This window comes from Herbidospora yilanensis (assembly GCF_001570565.1).
GTDB lineage: Bacteria > Actinomycetota > Actinomycetes > Streptosporangiales > Streptosporangiaceae > Herbidospora > Herbidospora yilanensis.
Map to the genome: position 1 here is coordinate 178,711 of NZ_BBXE01000017.1, position 13,906 is coordinate 192,616.

General features: G+C 71.2%; 12 protein-coding genes. 6 read left to right on the top strand and 6 right to left on the bottom strand.

The genetic code is table 11. From position 1 onward, the window contains the following. The first annotated feature begins 30 nt into the window (after positions 1–30). A complete protein-coding gene (locus AW273_RS10540; protein WP_062347699.1) occupies positions 31–342 on the top strand; it encodes a ubiquitin family protein in 312 nt (103 codons plus the stop codon). On the opposite strand, the gene AW273_RS10545 is transcribed toward AW273_RS10540, so the two are convergent. The 6 genes from AW273_RS10545 to AW273_RS10570 all read right to left on the bottom strand — a co-directional run bounded on the left by AW273_RS10545 (position 339) and on the right by AW273_RS10570 (position 9,114). Next, the gene (locus AW273_RS10545; RefSeq protein ID WP_062347701.1) at positions 339–3,197 is read right to left on the bottom strand and encodes a CLIPPER-2 domain-containing protein; all 2,859 of its coding nucleotides are present in this window, start codon (positions 3,195–3,197) and stop codon (positions 339–341) included. The two genes, AW273_RS10540 and AW273_RS10545, sit on opposite strands and share 4 nt — an antisense overlap. Positions 3,198–3,280: 83 nt before the next feature. After that, a complete protein-coding gene (gene thyX / locus AW273_RS10550; protein ID WP_030453578.1) occupies positions 3,281–3,991 on the bottom strand; it encodes an FAD-dependent thymidylate synthase in 711 nt (236 codons plus the stop codon). Between the two features lie 78 nt (positions 3,992–4,069). Further along, positions 4,070–4,852 carry an ABC transporter permease gene (locus AW273_RS10555; protein ID WP_062347703.1) on the bottom strand — a complete coding sequence of 261 codons (783 nt, stop codon included), beginning with the start codon at positions 4,850–4,852 and terminating at the stop codon, positions 4,070–4,072. Beyond that, complete coding sequence (locus AW273_RS10560) at positions 4,849–5,742, bottom strand: ABC transporter ATP-binding protein (RefSeq protein WP_062347705.1); 894 nt, start codon at positions 5,740–5,742, stop codon at positions 4,849–4,851. The genes AW273_RS10555 and AW273_RS10560 overlap by 4 nt, the downstream gene beginning before the upstream one ends. Before the next feature lie 54 nt (positions 5,743–5,796). Continuing rightward, a complete protein-coding gene (locus tag AW273_RS10565; protein WP_062347708.1) occupies positions 5,797–6,912 on the bottom strand; it encodes an amidohydrolase family protein in 1,116 nt (371 codons plus the stop codon). A 78-nt stretch (positions 6,913–6,990) separates the two neighbouring features. Next, positions 6,991–9,114 carry an anthranilate synthase component I gene (locus AW273_RS10570; protein WP_062347710.1) on the bottom strand — a complete coding sequence of 708 codons (2,124 nt, stop codon included), beginning with the start codon at positions 9,112–9,114 and terminating at the stop codon, positions 6,991–6,993. 311 nt (positions 9,115–9,425) lie between these two features. Between AW273_RS10570 and AW273_RS10575 the strand changes: the two genes are divergently transcribed. The 5 genes from AW273_RS10575 (at position 9,426) to AW273_RS10595 (ending at position 13,903) form a co-directional block, all read left to right on the top strand. Next, positions 9,426–9,632, top strand: coding sequence for a DUF3311 domain-containing protein (locus AW273_RS10575; RefSeq protein WP_062347712.1), 207 nt, complete (start codon positions 9,426–9,428; stop codon positions 9,630–9,632). Further along, positions 9,629–11,227: a monocarboxylate uptake permease MctP gene (mctP, locus tag AW273_RS10580; RefSeq protein ID WP_062347714.1), complete on the top strand. Its 1,599-nt coding sequence runs from the start codon at positions 9,629–9,631 to the stop codon at positions 11,225–11,227. The genes AW273_RS10575 and mctP overlap by 4 nt, the downstream gene beginning before the upstream one ends. Before the next feature lie 75 nt (positions 11,228–11,302). Continuing rightward, a complete protein-coding gene (locus AW273_RS10585; RefSeq protein WP_062347717.1) occupies positions 11,303–12,406 on the top strand; it encodes an AI-2E family transporter in 1,104 nt (367 codons plus the stop codon). A gap of 116 nt (positions 12,407–12,522) precedes the next feature. Then, complete coding sequence (locus AW273_RS10590) at positions 12,523–13,365, top strand: class I SAM-dependent methyltransferase (protein WP_062347719.1); 843 nt, start codon at positions 12,523–12,525, stop codon at positions 13,363–13,365. Beyond that, on the top strand, positions 13,355–13,903 hold the full coding sequence (locus AW273_RS10595) for an EXLDI protein (RefSeq protein WP_062347721.1): 549 nt from the start codon (positions 13,355–13,357) through the stop codon (positions 13,901–13,903). The genes AW273_RS10590 and AW273_RS10595 overlap by 11 nt, the downstream gene beginning before the upstream one ends. Positions 13,904–13,906 lie beyond the last annotated feature (3 nt).

Below are 13,906 nucleotides of genomic sequence, written 5' to 3' on the forward strand. Positions count from 1 at the left end.
CGGACGCTCGGGGCCTGGCACGATGAACGGATGAGAGCCCGGCCGGTCACCCTGGTGACCTTCGTGCTGCCCACCACCCTGCGCCACTGGATCGGTGACGACACCCAGGTGCGCGTGTTCGCCGTGGCGCCCGGGGAGTCGGAGACCCCGACCCTCGGGGGCGCGCTCGACACGCTGCGCCGCACCCACCCGGATCTGGAGGGGCGGCTGCGCGACGAATACGGCGTCCTGCGCCGGCACATCGGCATCTTCGTGTGCGGCGAGAACGCCCGGCGCCTGGGCGGGCTCGACTGCGAGCTCCCCCCGGGCGCCGAGGTCTACGTCCTCCCCGCGCTGGGTTAGTACCGTTCCGCGATCCCGGCGTTCACCTCGGTGAGGACCACTCCGGTCTTGGCGTACCGCACCAGGTTCGGCGGCGACGGCGGCTGGGCCAGCGTGGCCTGGGCGTAGCGGACGGCGTCGCCGACCGTGCCGAGGCCGAGGGCCCTGATCGTCGGAGTGCTGACGACGGTGCCGGCGTTGATCCTGCGGGTCGCCGTGTTGAGCAGGGCGGCCAGCAGGTCGGCGCGCAGCGTGCGCGGCTGCGTGACCGGCGGGAAGAACACCGCGTCCGCCTCCTGCTGCGACAACCTGCCGTCGGGCGCCGACCCGTCGGCGCCGTCCCAGCGGGTGTCGGTGGCCTGCACCCTGGCCAGCGTCTCGGGCGTCCGCAGGTCGTCGCGGAGCGCCCACAGAGCCCGCAGCATCGGGTCACGGCTCGGCGCGACCGCGGTGACCGTGGTCGACGACGAGGCGGTGACCGGCGCGAACGAACAGGCCCCGCTTCCGTTCCGGTACGAGATGGACACGCCACCCGCGAAGGTCGCGCCCGGGAGGGCGAGCAGGGTCGGCCGGGCGGTGAAGACGATCGCCCGGTCGCCCGAGTTCGCGGCCAGGTCGCCGGGGTTCCAGGTGAGGGTCCTGGTGCCGTCGGCGTTCAGGGTCACCGTGGCCGGTTTCGGCCCGGCGCCCAGGTCGAGCGGCTTGCTGTAGTAGACGTCCTTCGGCACGGTGGCCGTGACGGCCACGTCCGAGGCGGCGTCACCACCCGCGTTCGCGTAGGTGATCGTGTACGTGATCGCCTCGCCCGCGCCGACCGACGGGGTCGCCGTCTGCGACACGGTCAGCCTGGGCGCCCGCGCGGTCGTCGTCGCGGCGGCGGTGTTGTCGGTCCGCGACGGGTCGGGCACGCCCTCGGCGTCGGTGCCGGTGACCGTGGCGGTGTTGGTGATCACGGTGCCGTCGGCGACCGCACAGGGCACCTGGTAGGTGAACGGCGTGGTCGTGGTCGCGCCGGCGGCCAGGTCGGGCAGCGTCCGGCGCTGGACCGTTCCGTCGGGCAGGGTGTCGGCGACCTCGATCGACCTGGCGGGGCCGGGGCCGAGGTCGGTGACTCCCACGGTGTAGGAGATGGTGTCGCCGCCGGCCGCCGACGCGCGGTCGGCCGTCTTGGTGAGCTTCAGGTCGGCCTGCTGCGTCATCGCCTTGAGGTCGCGCTCGGTCAGTTCCCTCGGCAGGTTCCGCCGCACGCCGTCGGCGAAGAAGCCGACGTTCAGCCGGGGGTCGTACTGGATGCCGGCCCAGTCGTCGTGGCCCTTCAGCTCGGTCTTCTGCTGGATGTTGCAGCCCTTGCCCGGCTCGCCGATGGAGTCGATCCAGTTGATGTCGGCCTCGGCCCCGGTCTCGGTGTCCCCGTCCTTGCCGTTCCAGTCGATGGGCTGGTCGTTGGCGTCGTCGAGCCGCCACTTGCCGCCGAGTCCCCAGATCGTCTTGCGGGCCGGGTCCGGCGTCGCGTGGAGGCGCTTGTTCTCGTCGAGTGCCGTCTCCTTCAGCGGCACGCCGAAGGCGGTGCCCTTGGCGGCGCTGCTGTAGTCGAGCGGGCGGTCCGGGTCGCGGCGCGGGAACTGGAGGGCGTAGTTCATCACGCTCAGGTAGTTGGGCTTGCAGTTGACGTGGTCGCCGCCGCCGTGGCCCAGGCTCAGGGTGTGGCCGAGCTCGTGCATGAACGTCGAGCCCTCGATCACCTGCCGGTCGGCGTCGTCGTCGAAGTCCCAGGTGGCGACGGTGACGATGAAGTCGTTGCCGCCTTGGAGGGTGACCTCGTCGATCTCGGCCTGGCCCGAGGAGTCGGGGTCGGCCTCGTACTGGTGGCCGAAGATCATGTAGCGGTAGACCTGGCGGCGCGCGTTCAGGATGTTCGCGCAGTTCGGGCTCGCGCGGTCGGCCGCGGTGCCGAAGTGGCCGTCGCAGGCGACGTCGGGTTTGCCGCTCTTGAGGTCGTTGAAGTCGTCGAGGTCACCCGGCCCGGAGTCGTTGAACTTCACCACGTCGATCCGGGGCACCTGCTCGCCGCTGAGGACGTGCAGGTTGACGCCCCGGTATTTGCCGGGTTCGTACTGGTCGACCGGGGCGGCGGCGAACGCGTTCACCACGTCGGTGATCGCCCCCGGACGGGGATCCGCGCCCTCCATGTGGTCGGCCTCGACGAACAGGTCCTTGCGGTAGGGCAGCGCGCCCATGTCGCCCAGGGGCAGGTCGACGGTGCCGTTCCCGTCGGCGTCGACGCCGTGGCCGGGGGCCTCCCAGACGTCCATGAGGCCGTCGCCGTCGCCGTCGGTGGTCTTGGCCTTCTGGAGGCAGTCGGGGGTGGTGATGGTGAAGTAGCCCCGGGCCGAGTCGACGGCGCTCTGCTCGCTCTCCCCCGCCAGCGACGTGACGTCCGCGCCCTGTTGCGCGGTCAGCCCGCCGCCGGTGAAGACGCACGTGTTCAAATCGAACTTCAGGTCGACGTGGTCGCCGGGCGCGCCCCAGTCGATGGGGTCGTCGGCGGTGAGGTCGTCCTGGTCCCACAGTTCCATGTGGATGTCGACGGGGTTCTGGCTCGTGTCGACGTCGGCCGAGTGCACCCAGTTGGTGCGGAAGTCGCCTCCATGGGCGCAGCAGAAGTCGTCCTTGCCGTCGTAGAGCTCCTCACCGCCGATCTTGAACTTCGGGTAGTAGTCGTTCGTGCACGCCTCACCGGCGCCCTCGTCGCAGGAGATCTCGACGACGCGGTAGAGGTGGACCGTGACCCTGACGGTCGCGGCGTGGGCCGGGGGTGCCACGAGAAAGGCCGCCACGACCAGTAACCCGGTCAGGGCGGCCTGCAGTCTCCTCATTTCGGGGTGCTCCTTCCGCGATGCTCGTGGTCGCAGAATGGAGCCGCCCGGCGGCGGGGCGCCTGAGCACCCCGGTACTCAAATCAGGGGGAGACGCGCCCGTTGGCGTTGAAGGCGGCGTGGGTGAGCGGCATCAGCCCGGCCCAGAGGGCCTCCATCTTCTCGGCCACCATCTCGATCTCGCGCTGCGGGAACGACGGCACGGCGGCGCGCTCGTCCTTGGTGCGCAGCGACAGGAAGTGCATCAGCGCGCGGGCGTTGCAGGTGGCGTACATGGAGGAGAACAGCCCGACGGGGAGCACCGCCCGCGCCACCTCGCGGGCCACGCCGGCCTCCAGCATCTTCTGGTACGCCGCGTAGGAGGCCCGGTAGGACTCCTCCATCGTCTCGGAGACCAGGGTGTGCTGCTCGGGGGTGCCGTCGACGAACACGTACTTGCCGGGGCGGCCCTCCTGAACCAGCTTGCGGTCGGGGCCGGGCACGTAGAAGACCGGCTGAAGCTCCCGGTAGCGGCCGCTCTCCTCGTTGTAGGACCACACGCGGTGGCGGTGGAACTCGCGGAACACGAAGATCGGCGCGCTGATGAAGAAGGTCATCGAGTTGTGCTCGAACGGCGACCCGTGCCGGTCGCGCATCAGGAAGTTGATCAGGCCCTTCGACCGCTCGGGGTCTTTGTGGATCTCCTCAAGCGACTGCTCCCCCGCCGTCGAGACCCGGGCCGCCCATAGCACATCCGAGTCGGACGCGCTGTGTTTCACCAGCTCAACGGTCACGTCACTCTGCAGTTTCACCATGACGACGCACTCTACCGATCGCGGGACCCGCCCAGAAGACCGGGCCGGTGACGGCGGCCCGGTCTCCGGGACCGGTGCTCAGGTGATGTCCCTCCGTGTGGTGGTGAGGTTGGCGACGACGGCGAACAGCAGGGCGTACCCGATCAGGACGAGCGCGCCGCCCCAGGCGGGCAGCAGGTTCGACTCCCCGAGGCCGGTGTCGAAGTCGATGCTCATCAGCGCCTGCGCCGCCCCGCCGGGCAACCACTTGCCGACCGTCTGGAGGGCGGGGAAGGAGCTGAGGACCGACTCGATCACGAACGCCCACACGATGCCCCCGATCAGCGCGGCCACCTGGTTGCGCACCAGCGCGCCGAGGCCGATGCCGAACAGGGCGTACAGGATCATCGTGGCCAGCACCCCGACCGCGAGCTGCGGGATGCGATTCGCCGTCAGGTCGACGGCGCCGCCGCCGATCAGCACGGCGGTGACGGCGACGACGGCGGTGAACAGCAACGAGACGACGGCGAAGAAGGCGCCGATGATCACGCCCGCGCCGAGCTTGGCGGCGATGACCCGGCCGCGCTTGGGCGTGGTCAGGAACGTGCCGGTGATCGTCTGGTAGCGGTATTCGCCGGTCATGAGCACGATGCCGAGGATCATCGTGAAGATGTTCCCGTTGGCGTTGCTGAGGGCCAGCGGCAACCACGCGGGGTCGTCGAGCGCGGGCAGGGCGGGCTGGCCGTTGGGCGCCGGCGCCCCGGCCGTGGTGATCAGGAACACCAGGCCGAGCGAGGTCAGGGCGAGCATGACCAGGGCCATCGCCCACCACAGGCGGGTGGTGAAGAGCTTCTGCAGCTCCGCGCGGATCAGGTTCGTCATGCCCCGGCCCCCTCGCCGGTCAGTTCGAGGAAGACGCTCTGCAGGTCGGAGCGCTCGTGGGCGACCTCGGTGAGGAGCACCCGCTGGTCGAGGGCGAGGCGGCCGATCTCCTCGGCGTCCAAGCCCCTGACCTTCAGCACGCCCGGTTCGACCTCCTCGACCTCGGCGCCGGCGGCGCGCAGGGCGGGGGCGAAGTCGTCCTTGGTCTTCACCCGGACCGCGCCGCCGCCATTGCCGGTGAGCTCGGCCAGGCTGCCCTGGCGGACCAGCCGGCCCTTGGCGATGATCACCACGTTGTCGACGGTCTGCTCGACCTCGGCCAGCACGTGGCTGGAGACCAGCACGGCCGCGCCGGTGTCGTGGGCCAGGTGGCGCAGGAAGCCGCGCAGCCACTGGATGCCCGCCGGGTCGAGGCCGTTGGCGGGCTCGTCGAGGATGAAGATCTTCGGCTGGCCGAGCAGCGCGCCGGCGAGGGCCAGCCGCTGGCGCATGCCGAGGGAGAAGCCGCCGACCCGCTTCCTGGCGGCGTCGGCGAGCCCGACCTGTTCGAGCGCCTCATCCGGCCGGGAGGCCGGCAGGCCCGCCGCGGTGGTCATGATGCGCAGGTGGTCGCGGGCGGTGCGGCCCGGGTGGAAGCTGGTGGCCTCCAGGACCGCGCCGACCTCGTTGAGCGGGTGGTCGAGGCCGGCGTACCGCCGCCCGTTGACCAGGGCCTCCCCCGAGTCGGGGGTGACCAGGCCGAGCAGGGAGCGCAGGGTGGTGGTCTTGCCGGCGCCGTTGGGGCCGAGGTAGCCCGTGACGGTGCCGGCTTCCACCGTGAAGGAGACGTCGTCGACGGCGCGGACGGCGCCGAACGACTTGCTGAGGTTGCGGATCTCTATGGCAGTCATGGCGTTTCAAGTCTTTCTGCCGAGATCTGCCGGTTCCTCCTACCTGAAGAGGATTTAGAGTCGGTAGATCCGACGAGCGTTCCCCGACCCGATCATCCCCGCGACCCGTTCCGCGTCTCCGCCCGACCAGTCGCCCGCGTCGATGCGGGCGGCCAGTTCGCGGGCCAGGACGGTGCGGTGCCGCAGCGCGCCCAGGTAGACGGTCTCGGCGACGCCCCAGCCGCCCGAACCGAACATGATCTTGTGGAACGGCGCCAGGCCGAGCACCTCGGCGAGCCCGTCGCGGACGTCGACGTGCACGTGGGGGAACGTGGCGGCCAGGAACGCGGCCGCCCGCTCGTACGGCGAGCAGTGCAGCAGGATGACCGGCACCCCCAGCGGGCCGAGCACCCGGATGAAGGGGGCCAGCGCGGTCGGGTCGGACCGGTGCAGCACCCCGGGCTCGACCCCCGAGTGGCCGCAGGGGATCTGCAACGGCATCGCCCGCTCCCGCGCGACCTCGACGCCGGTCCAGAGCAGGTGGCGCAGCAGCACCGGGTCGGTGAGCGGCTTCTTGGGCTCGGCGGCCCGCCGTCCCGCCGCCGCCAGCACGGCCCCGCGCGCCGGCCGCACCGGATCGACGTCGAGCCCGCAGCGGTAGCCGATCACGGTCGACAACCCGACCGCCCGGGAGGCCCGCGCGGCGACCTCGGTCCGCAGCCGGTCGAGGTAGGCGGGCGCGCTCAGCCCCTCCTCGGCGACGTCCTGCTCGACCCGTTCCAGCCGGACGATCTCGTCGGAGGCCGCGCCACCGAGACGTCCCGTTTCGGCCACCGACAGCAGGTCGGGCGAGGCCTCGGCGCCGGTGTCGACGAGGAAGGCGACGACCCCGGCGGCCCGCAGCAGCGTGCGGTTGACCTCGGCCGCGCCGAGTTCGGCCCGCCGGGCCAGGTAGACGGCGGCCGGGGCGTGCGGTTCGAGCCCCAGGACGGGCGCGCACCAGCGCCGGATCGCCACACCCTCGGGGGTGTCGAAATGGGTCGTCCCGGGCGGCGCGGGATGGCCCGCCCGGGTGATCAGCGTCTCGAACTGGGCCCTGACCAGGTCGTCGCGGCGCACCCCCTGGCAGTGGTGGTCGACCAGGGGCGCCGCCAGCGCCGCCCGGACCGGACCCGGCAGCACCGGCGTCATTCCCTCGTCCCCCTCGTTACGACAGGGACAGGACTTTAGGGCCGGGGACGCCGGGCGGTCAGGCGATCGGTGCGATCTTTACCGGGCCAGCCTGAGCACGTTGGCGATGATCTTCGCGCCCGCGCCGCCCTCGGTGGTGAGGATCGACTCGGGGTGGAACTGCACCCCGAACCGCCGGTTGACGGGGTCTTCGATGGCCATCACCGCGCCGTCGGCGGTCGCCGCCGTGACCATGAAGCCCTGCACGCCCGGGTGCTTGGCGTGCACCGAGTGGTAGCGGGCCGCGGTGAACGCCTCGGGCAGCCCGTCGAGCAGCGCGCTGTCGCCCTCGCGCTTGACCTGCCCGCGCTTGCCGTGCTCCGGGTAGGGCAGCAGGTCGAGCTGCCCGCCCGCCTGCTCGACCATGGCCTGCAGGCCGAGGCAGACCCCGAAGACCGGCAGGTTCCGCTCGTAGAGGGCGGCGATCAGGCGGTCGGTGCCGAAGTCGGCCGGCCAGCCGGGGCCGGGCGACAACACGACCAGGGTCGGCGCGACCTCCTCGATCATCGCGAGCGGGAAGCCGTGGCGCAGCGTGACGACCTTGGCGCCCTGCTGGCGGAAGTAGTCGGCCAGGGTGTTGACGAACGAGTCCTCGTAGTCGACGAGGAGCACCGTGTGGCCCTCGCCCGGCTGCTCGGCCGCGACGGCCTCCCGCGCGACCTCGCCCCGGCCGACCGCGGCCAGCGCGCCCAGCAGGGCGCTGGCCTTGAGCTCGGTCTCGCGCTCCTCGGCGTCGGGGTCGGAGTCGAACAGCAGCGTCGCGCCCGCCCGGACCGTCGCCACGCCGTCGCGGATCTGCGCGGTGCGCAGCGTGAGGCCGGTGTTCATCGAGCCGTCGAAGCCGATGAAGCCGACCGCGCCGCCGTACCAGCGGCGGGTGGTGGCCTCGTGGTCCTCGATGAACTGCATCGCCCACGTCTTCGGCGCGCCCGTGACGGTCACCGCCCACATGTGGGTGAGGAAGGCGTCGAGGGCGTCGAACTCGGGGCGCAGGTAGCCCTCGATGTGGTCGACGGTGTGGATCAGCCGGGAGTACATCTCGATCTGGCGGCGGCCGATGACCTTGACCGAGCCGGGCACGCAGATGCGCGACTTGTCGTTGCGGTCGACGTCGGTGCACATGGTCAGCTCCGACTCCTCCTTCACGCTGGACAGGAGGGTGCGGATCGCCTCGGCGTCCTCGACCGGGTTGGCGCCCCGGGCGATGGTGCCGGAGATCGGGCAGGTCTCCACCCGCTCGCCGGTGACCCGGACGTACATCTCCGGCGAGGCCCCGACCAGGTGCTCGCCGTCGCCGAGGCTGAGGATGAACTCGTACGGCGCCGGGTTGCTGGTGCGCAGCCCCCGGTAGAAGGCGGGCGGGTCGTCGCAGGGGGCGTGGAAGACCTGGCCGGGCACGACCTCGAACAGGTCGCCGCGCCGGAACTTCTCCTTCGCCTTGGCCACGACGTCGGCGTAGGCGCCCCTGACCGGGTCGGCCGGGATGTCGGCGGCCTCGACCAGCTCGCGGGAGTCGCCGGTCCGCGGCAGGCCCTTCGTCTCGCGGCCCTCGTAGGCGAACTCGTAGGAGTACTCCAGCACGGTCTCCTTCACCCGGTCGATCACCACGAGGCGGTCGGGCAGGTGGAGGACCAGGTCGCGCTGGTCGTCGGGGCGGTCGAGCCGGTAGCGGATCGGCTCGAACTGGAAGGCCAGGTCGTAGCCGAACGCGCCGTAGAGGCCCAGGTGCTGGTCGTCGCCCTTGAACGCGGCGATGACCTCGCGGATCGCGGTGAAGACCGTGGGCCGGCGCGAGCGCATCTCCTCGGGCAGCCACTCGTCGGACTCGCGCACCTCGACCTCGGTGAAGGTGGCGGTGGGCGTGCCGACGACCTCACCGGCGGCGCGGAGACAGGCCGCGACGGCGGGGAGCACGACGGCGCCCCGGTCGTTGAGCGCGCGGGCCGAGATGCGGCGGCCCCGCGCGACGAGCTCCAGGCAGGGATCGGCGTAGCCGAACGCCCATCGGCTGTACCTGCCCGGATAGTCCATGCCCGAGGAGAACGCCCCGCCCCGGCGAGTGCCGAGCGAGTCGACGATCTCGTCGAGGGCCGCCTCGGGGACGGCGCGCACCACGCGCTCGACCCCGATGCCGCCCGCCGTGGTGTAACCGCTGGTCTCCACTGTCGCCCCTTGATCCACTCATGCCCCGGGGGCGGAAACACAGAAGGCCGCCCAATCCCGGGGCGGCCTGTTTCGATTCGCGAGAAACCTGAGCTGAGGGCCGCCTGCTAGCGGCGCCACCACTGCTGCTGAGGAATTCGCATGCGGCACACAATAACACGCCGCACTCCGCATGTCGGGCGAATGGTCCGCCACGACGCGCCGGCGTGCGACCGCTCGGCGCGTCCAGCCTGCCGCTCGTCGATGGGAGCTCCACCTGTGACACGCGTCACTTTACGCTCCAATCGACAACCTGTCGGAAGGAGAGTCCGTTGACGGATCCACGTTCCCCCAGATCGGACCGCAGCCGCTGGAACTGGGTGTTGTTGCCGGCCGTCGTCGTCCCGCTCATACCGGCCCTGTTCAACCATGAGGATCCCCGGCTGTTCGGCGTGCCGCTGTTCTACTGGCTGCAGCTCGCCTTCCTGGTCATCAGCGTGTCGGCGACCCTGATCGTCTACCGGGTGACCCGCCGATGAACGAGCACATCACCGAGATCGTCATCTTCACCGCCCTGTTCCTGCTGGTCAGCGGCATGGGCTTCGTGGCCGCGCGGTGGCGGCGGGCCGACGACCTGGCCTCGCTCAACGAGTGGGGGCTGGGCGGGCGCAACTTCGGGTCGTGGATCACGTGGTTCCTGGTCGGCGGGGACCTCTACACGGCGTACACGTTCGTGGCGGTGCCGGCGCTGCTCTTCGGGGCCGGGGCGACCGGGTTCTTCGCGGTGCCCTACACGGTCATCACCTATCCGCTGGTCATGCTGGTGCTGATCCGGTTGTGGTCGGTCTCCCACGTCCACGGGCTGGTGACGCCCGCCGACTTCGTGCGGGTGCGGTTCGGCTCGCCGACGCTGGCGCTGCTGGTGGCGATCACCGGGATCGTGGCGACGATGCCGTACATCGCGCTCCAGCTCATCGGCATCGAGGCCGTGCTGAAGACGATGGGCGTGACCGGCGACCTGCCGCTGATCATCGCGTTCGCGATCCTGGCGGCGTACACCTACCAGAGCGGGCTGCGGGCGCCGGCGCTGATCGCGTTCGTGAAGGACATCCTCATCTACGTCGTGATCCTCGTCGCGGTCATCTACATCCCGGCGCGGCTCGGCGGGTTCGGGTCGATCTTCGACGCGGCCGAGGCGAAGTTCGCCGGCACCCCCGCGCCCGGCGACGGGATCCTGCTGAACGCCAACAACCAGCTCCAGTACGTCACCCTGGCGCTGGGGTCGGCGATGGCGCTGTTCCTCTACCCGCACAGCGTGACCGGGGTGCTGGCCTCGCGGTCGCGTGGCGTGATCAAGCGCAACATGTCGGCGCTGCCGGCCTACAGCCTGCTGCTGGGGCTCATCGCGCTGCTCGGCTACATGGCCATCGCGGCCGGGATCACCCCGATCGGGACCGACGTGAACACGGTCGTGCCGCAGTTGTTCGACCGCATGTTCCCCGACTGGTTCACCGGCGTCGCGTTCGCGGCCATCGGCATCGGCGCGCTGGTCCCGGCGGCGATCATGTCGATCGCGGCGGCCAACCTGTTCACCCGCAACATCTACAAGGAGTACATCCGGCGCGACGCCACCGACGCGCAGGAGGCCCGGGTCAGCAAGCTGACCTCGCTGGTCGTCAAGGTCGGCGCGGTGTTGTGCATCCTGCTGATCGACCCGCAGTTCTCGATCGACCTGCAGCTGATCGGCGGGGTGATCATCCTGCAGACGCTGCCGTCGGTGGCGCTCGGGCTGTTCACACGCTGGTTCCACCGGGTGGGGCTGATCGCCGGCTGGACGGCCGGGATGACGGCCGGGATGGTGCTGCTCTACAACATCTCGAACCCGGCCAACGACCACGCCCACTTCGGCGGCTCGGCGTTCCCGCTGAGCAAGCTCGGCCTCGACACCCCGATGACGATCTACGCGGGGTTCCTGGCGCTGATCGTCAACCTGGTGGTCGCCGCCCTGGTGACGGTGGCCGCCCGCCGCCTGGGCTCGTCCGAGGGCGTGGACGGGACCCGGCCGCGCGACTACACCGCCGACGCCGGGGACCCCGAGGTGAAGGACGACCTGGAGCCGGCCGGCTCGACCTGATCGCCGGCCCATGACGACCGCCCGGGTTCTCTGGGATCATCGGCGGGCACCGATCGTGACGGGGAGGGAACGCCGATGGCAGATCCGGCGGCATCAGGGGACGGCCTGCGCAGGGCCAGCGCGACGGCGGGACGGATCCTCATCCTGATCGCCCTGACGGCGGTCGTGTTGTGGATCGTCTACCAGGTCAGGACGGTCGCGATCAGTGTCGTGTTCGCGATCTTCATCACCGCGCTGATGATGCCCCCGGCGCGCCGGTTGCGCCGGTTGGGGCTGAACCGCGCCCTGTCCACGCTGCTCGCGTTCATCGGGGTGATCGCGGTGCTGGCGGGCTTCATCGCGCTGCTGGTCCCCCCGACGATCGACGGCTTCACCGAGCTGAGCAACAGCGTCGGCAAGGTGGTCGCCGACCTCCAGGGCACCGCGGCGAGCTTCGGCTTCGACCGGGCCCGCATCCAGGAACTCGTCACCGACGTCCAGACGCAGTTGTCCCGGCGCGGCGAGGAGATCTTCTCCGGGGCGCTCACGGGGGTCAAGACCATCGGCGAGATCGTGGTCGGCGGCGTGCTGGCCCTGATCCTGGCGGTCTACCTGGTCCACGGCGGCGACCACCTGGTCCGCTGGGTCGCCGACCTGGCCCCGCGCGGCAGCCGCGACCACATCATGACCACCTGCAGGATCGTCTTCGACACGGTCGGCCGTTACGTGCGGGGGGTCGCGGTGGTCGGCTTCGTCGACGCCTTCTTCATCGGCATGGCGTTGTGGATCCTGGGCGTGCCGATCGCGCTGCCGCTGGCGGTGCTGACGTTCGTCGGGGCGTTCCTGCCGGTCATCGGCGCGCTGTTCGCGGGCCTGCTGGCGGCGGTGGTGGCCTTCGTGGCCAAGGGCTGGCTGGTGGCCCTGATCGTGATCGCGGTGACGATCCTCGTGCAGCAGCTGGAGGGCCACGTGCTGGCCCCGATGATCTACGGCAAGGCGCTCGACCTGCCGGGTGCGGTGATCCTGGTGGCCCTGACGGTCGGCAGCGTCGTCGCGGGCATCATCGGGGCGTTCCTCGCGGCCCCGGTGACCTCGGTGATCGTGGCCCTGATCCGCAACGCGCAGGGCCGCTCCCCCGACTCGGGCCCGCCCGCGTCCCCGCCGGAGCCGCCACCCCCGGCCAGGCCCGCGGTGGCCTGATCCCCTCAGCGCCCCGGCCGGCTCTTGCAGGGCAACGATTCCCGTGGGGCACCACCGAACGAGCGGAAAGTCGATCAGCGGGCCGCTCGGGCTCACCCGGCCGTTACCGTGGTCGCATGGCTGACGGCTGGCGCTGGGACGAGACCCTGTTCGAGGGCACCGCGGCCCACTACGAACGCGGCCGGCTCCCCTACGCCCCCGGCTACGCCGGGACGCTGGCCGCCGCCCTCGGCCTCGACGGCCGGAGCCGGCTGCTCGACGTCGGCTGCGGCCCGGGGATCGTCACCCTCGCGACGGCCCCGTTCGTCGGCGAGGCGATCGGTCTCGACCCCGACCCCGGCATGCTGGCCGAGGCCCGCCGGCGGGCGGAGCGCCGGGGTGTGCGCAACGTCCGCTGGGTGGCCGGGCGGGCCGAGGACCTGCCCGGTGACCTGGGCGTGTTCCAGGCGGTGGTGTTCGCCCAGTCGTTCCACTGGACCGACCGCGACCGCGTCGCCGCGACGGTCCTGCGGATGTTGCCGCCCGGGGGCGCGTTCGTGCACATCGGCGAGGTCCAGGGCCCGCCCCCGCCCGTCTACGGCGAGATCGGCGAGCTGGTCCGCCGCTATCTCGGCCCGGTGCGCCGCGCGGGGCGGGGGGTGCTCGTGAACGGGACGCCGGGGCGGGAGGACCTCGTCCTGGCGCGGGCCGGGTTCGGTGCGGCCGAACGTGTCGTCGTCCCGGCCGGGGAGACGGTCACCCGCACGGCCGACGACCTCGTGGCCTGGACCTTCTCCCGCTCCGACGCCGCGCCGCACCTGTTCGGCGACCGGCTCGCCGCCTTCGAACACGACCTGCGGGCGCTGCTCGGCGAGGGCGCCTTCCCCGAACGCCTCCCGGCGACGGAGATCAGGATCTGGCGGCCCATGCCGCATACGTATGCTCATGTGCATACGGAGGAGGCCGACGATGCCCAATAAGACGATCTACGTCTCGGATGACGACCTGCCGCTCTTCCAGCGGGCCACCGAGCTCGCCGGAGGCAAGCTCTCGGCCGCGATCAGCACCGCGTTGCGGCGCTACGTCGAGATGGAGGAGGGGCGGGAGGAGGGCTATGACGAGATCATCGTGAAGGTCGGGCAGGGGGCGGCGGTGCGCAAGCAGCGTTTCTCCGGGATCCTGCTCGGCGAGTGGGGGCGCACGGCCGGGCAGCGGAACGAGATGTTCCGGGTCTACCGGTCGCGCAAGGGCAAGTACGTCCTGCACGTCGAGCGCTCCCCCGAGTGGACCGACAGCATGACCCGCGACGCCGACAACTGGCTGACGGGGCTGTTCTCCCGTGAGGCGCTGCGCACCTACCTCGGGCTGGCCGACTCCGACTGGGGGTTCATCCAGGGCGAGTCGACGATCGAGGTGCTGGAGACCTTCGAGCAACTGCGCGGCAAGGTCCCCGACGAGTTCTACGCCATGATCACCGATCTCGGCGGCAGCCCGGCCGTCGAGGACCTCGACATCTAGCCC

Bases quoted from the DNA above. Each gene is read 5' to 3' on its own strand.
- AW273_RS10565 (WP_062347708.1), bottom strand. From the start codon at position 6,912: ATGACGCCGGTGCTGCCGGGTCCGGTCCGGGCGGCGCTGGCGGCGCCC.
- AW273_RS10560 (WP_062347705.1), bottom strand. From the start codon at position 5,742: ATGACTGCCATAGAGATCCGCAACCTCAGCAAGTCGTTCGGCGCCGTC.
- AW273_RS10585 (WP_062347717.1), top strand. From the start codon at position 11,303: ATGGCAGATCCGGCGGCATCAGGGGACGGCCTGCGCAGGGCCAGCGCG.
- AW273_RS10595 (WP_062347721.1), top strand. From the start codon at position 13,355: ATGCCCAATAAGACGATCTACGTCTCGGATGACGACCTGCCGCTCTTC.
- mctP (WP_062347714.1), top strand. From the start codon at position 9,629: ATGAACGAGCACATCACCGAGATCGTCATCTTCACCGCCCTGTTCCTG.
- AW273_RS10555 (WP_062347703.1), bottom strand. From the start codon at position 4,852: ATGACGAACCTGATCCGCGCGGAGCTGCAGAAGCTCTTCACCACCCGC.
- AW273_RS10545 (WP_062347701.1), bottom strand. From the start codon at position 3,197: ATGAGGAGACTGCAGGCCGCCCTGACCGGGTTACTGGTCGTGGCGGCC.
- thyX (WP_030453578.1), bottom strand. From the start codon at position 3,991: ATGGTGAAACTGCAGAGTGACGTGACCGTTGAGCTGGTGAAACACAGC.
- AW273_RS10590 (WP_062347719.1), top strand. From the start codon at position 12,523: ATGGCTGACGGCTGGCGCTGGGACGAGACCCTGTTCGAGGGCACCGCG.
- AW273_RS10540 (WP_062347699.1), top strand. From the start codon at position 31: ATGAGAGCCCGGCCGGTCACCCTGGTGACCTTCGTGCTGCCCACCACC.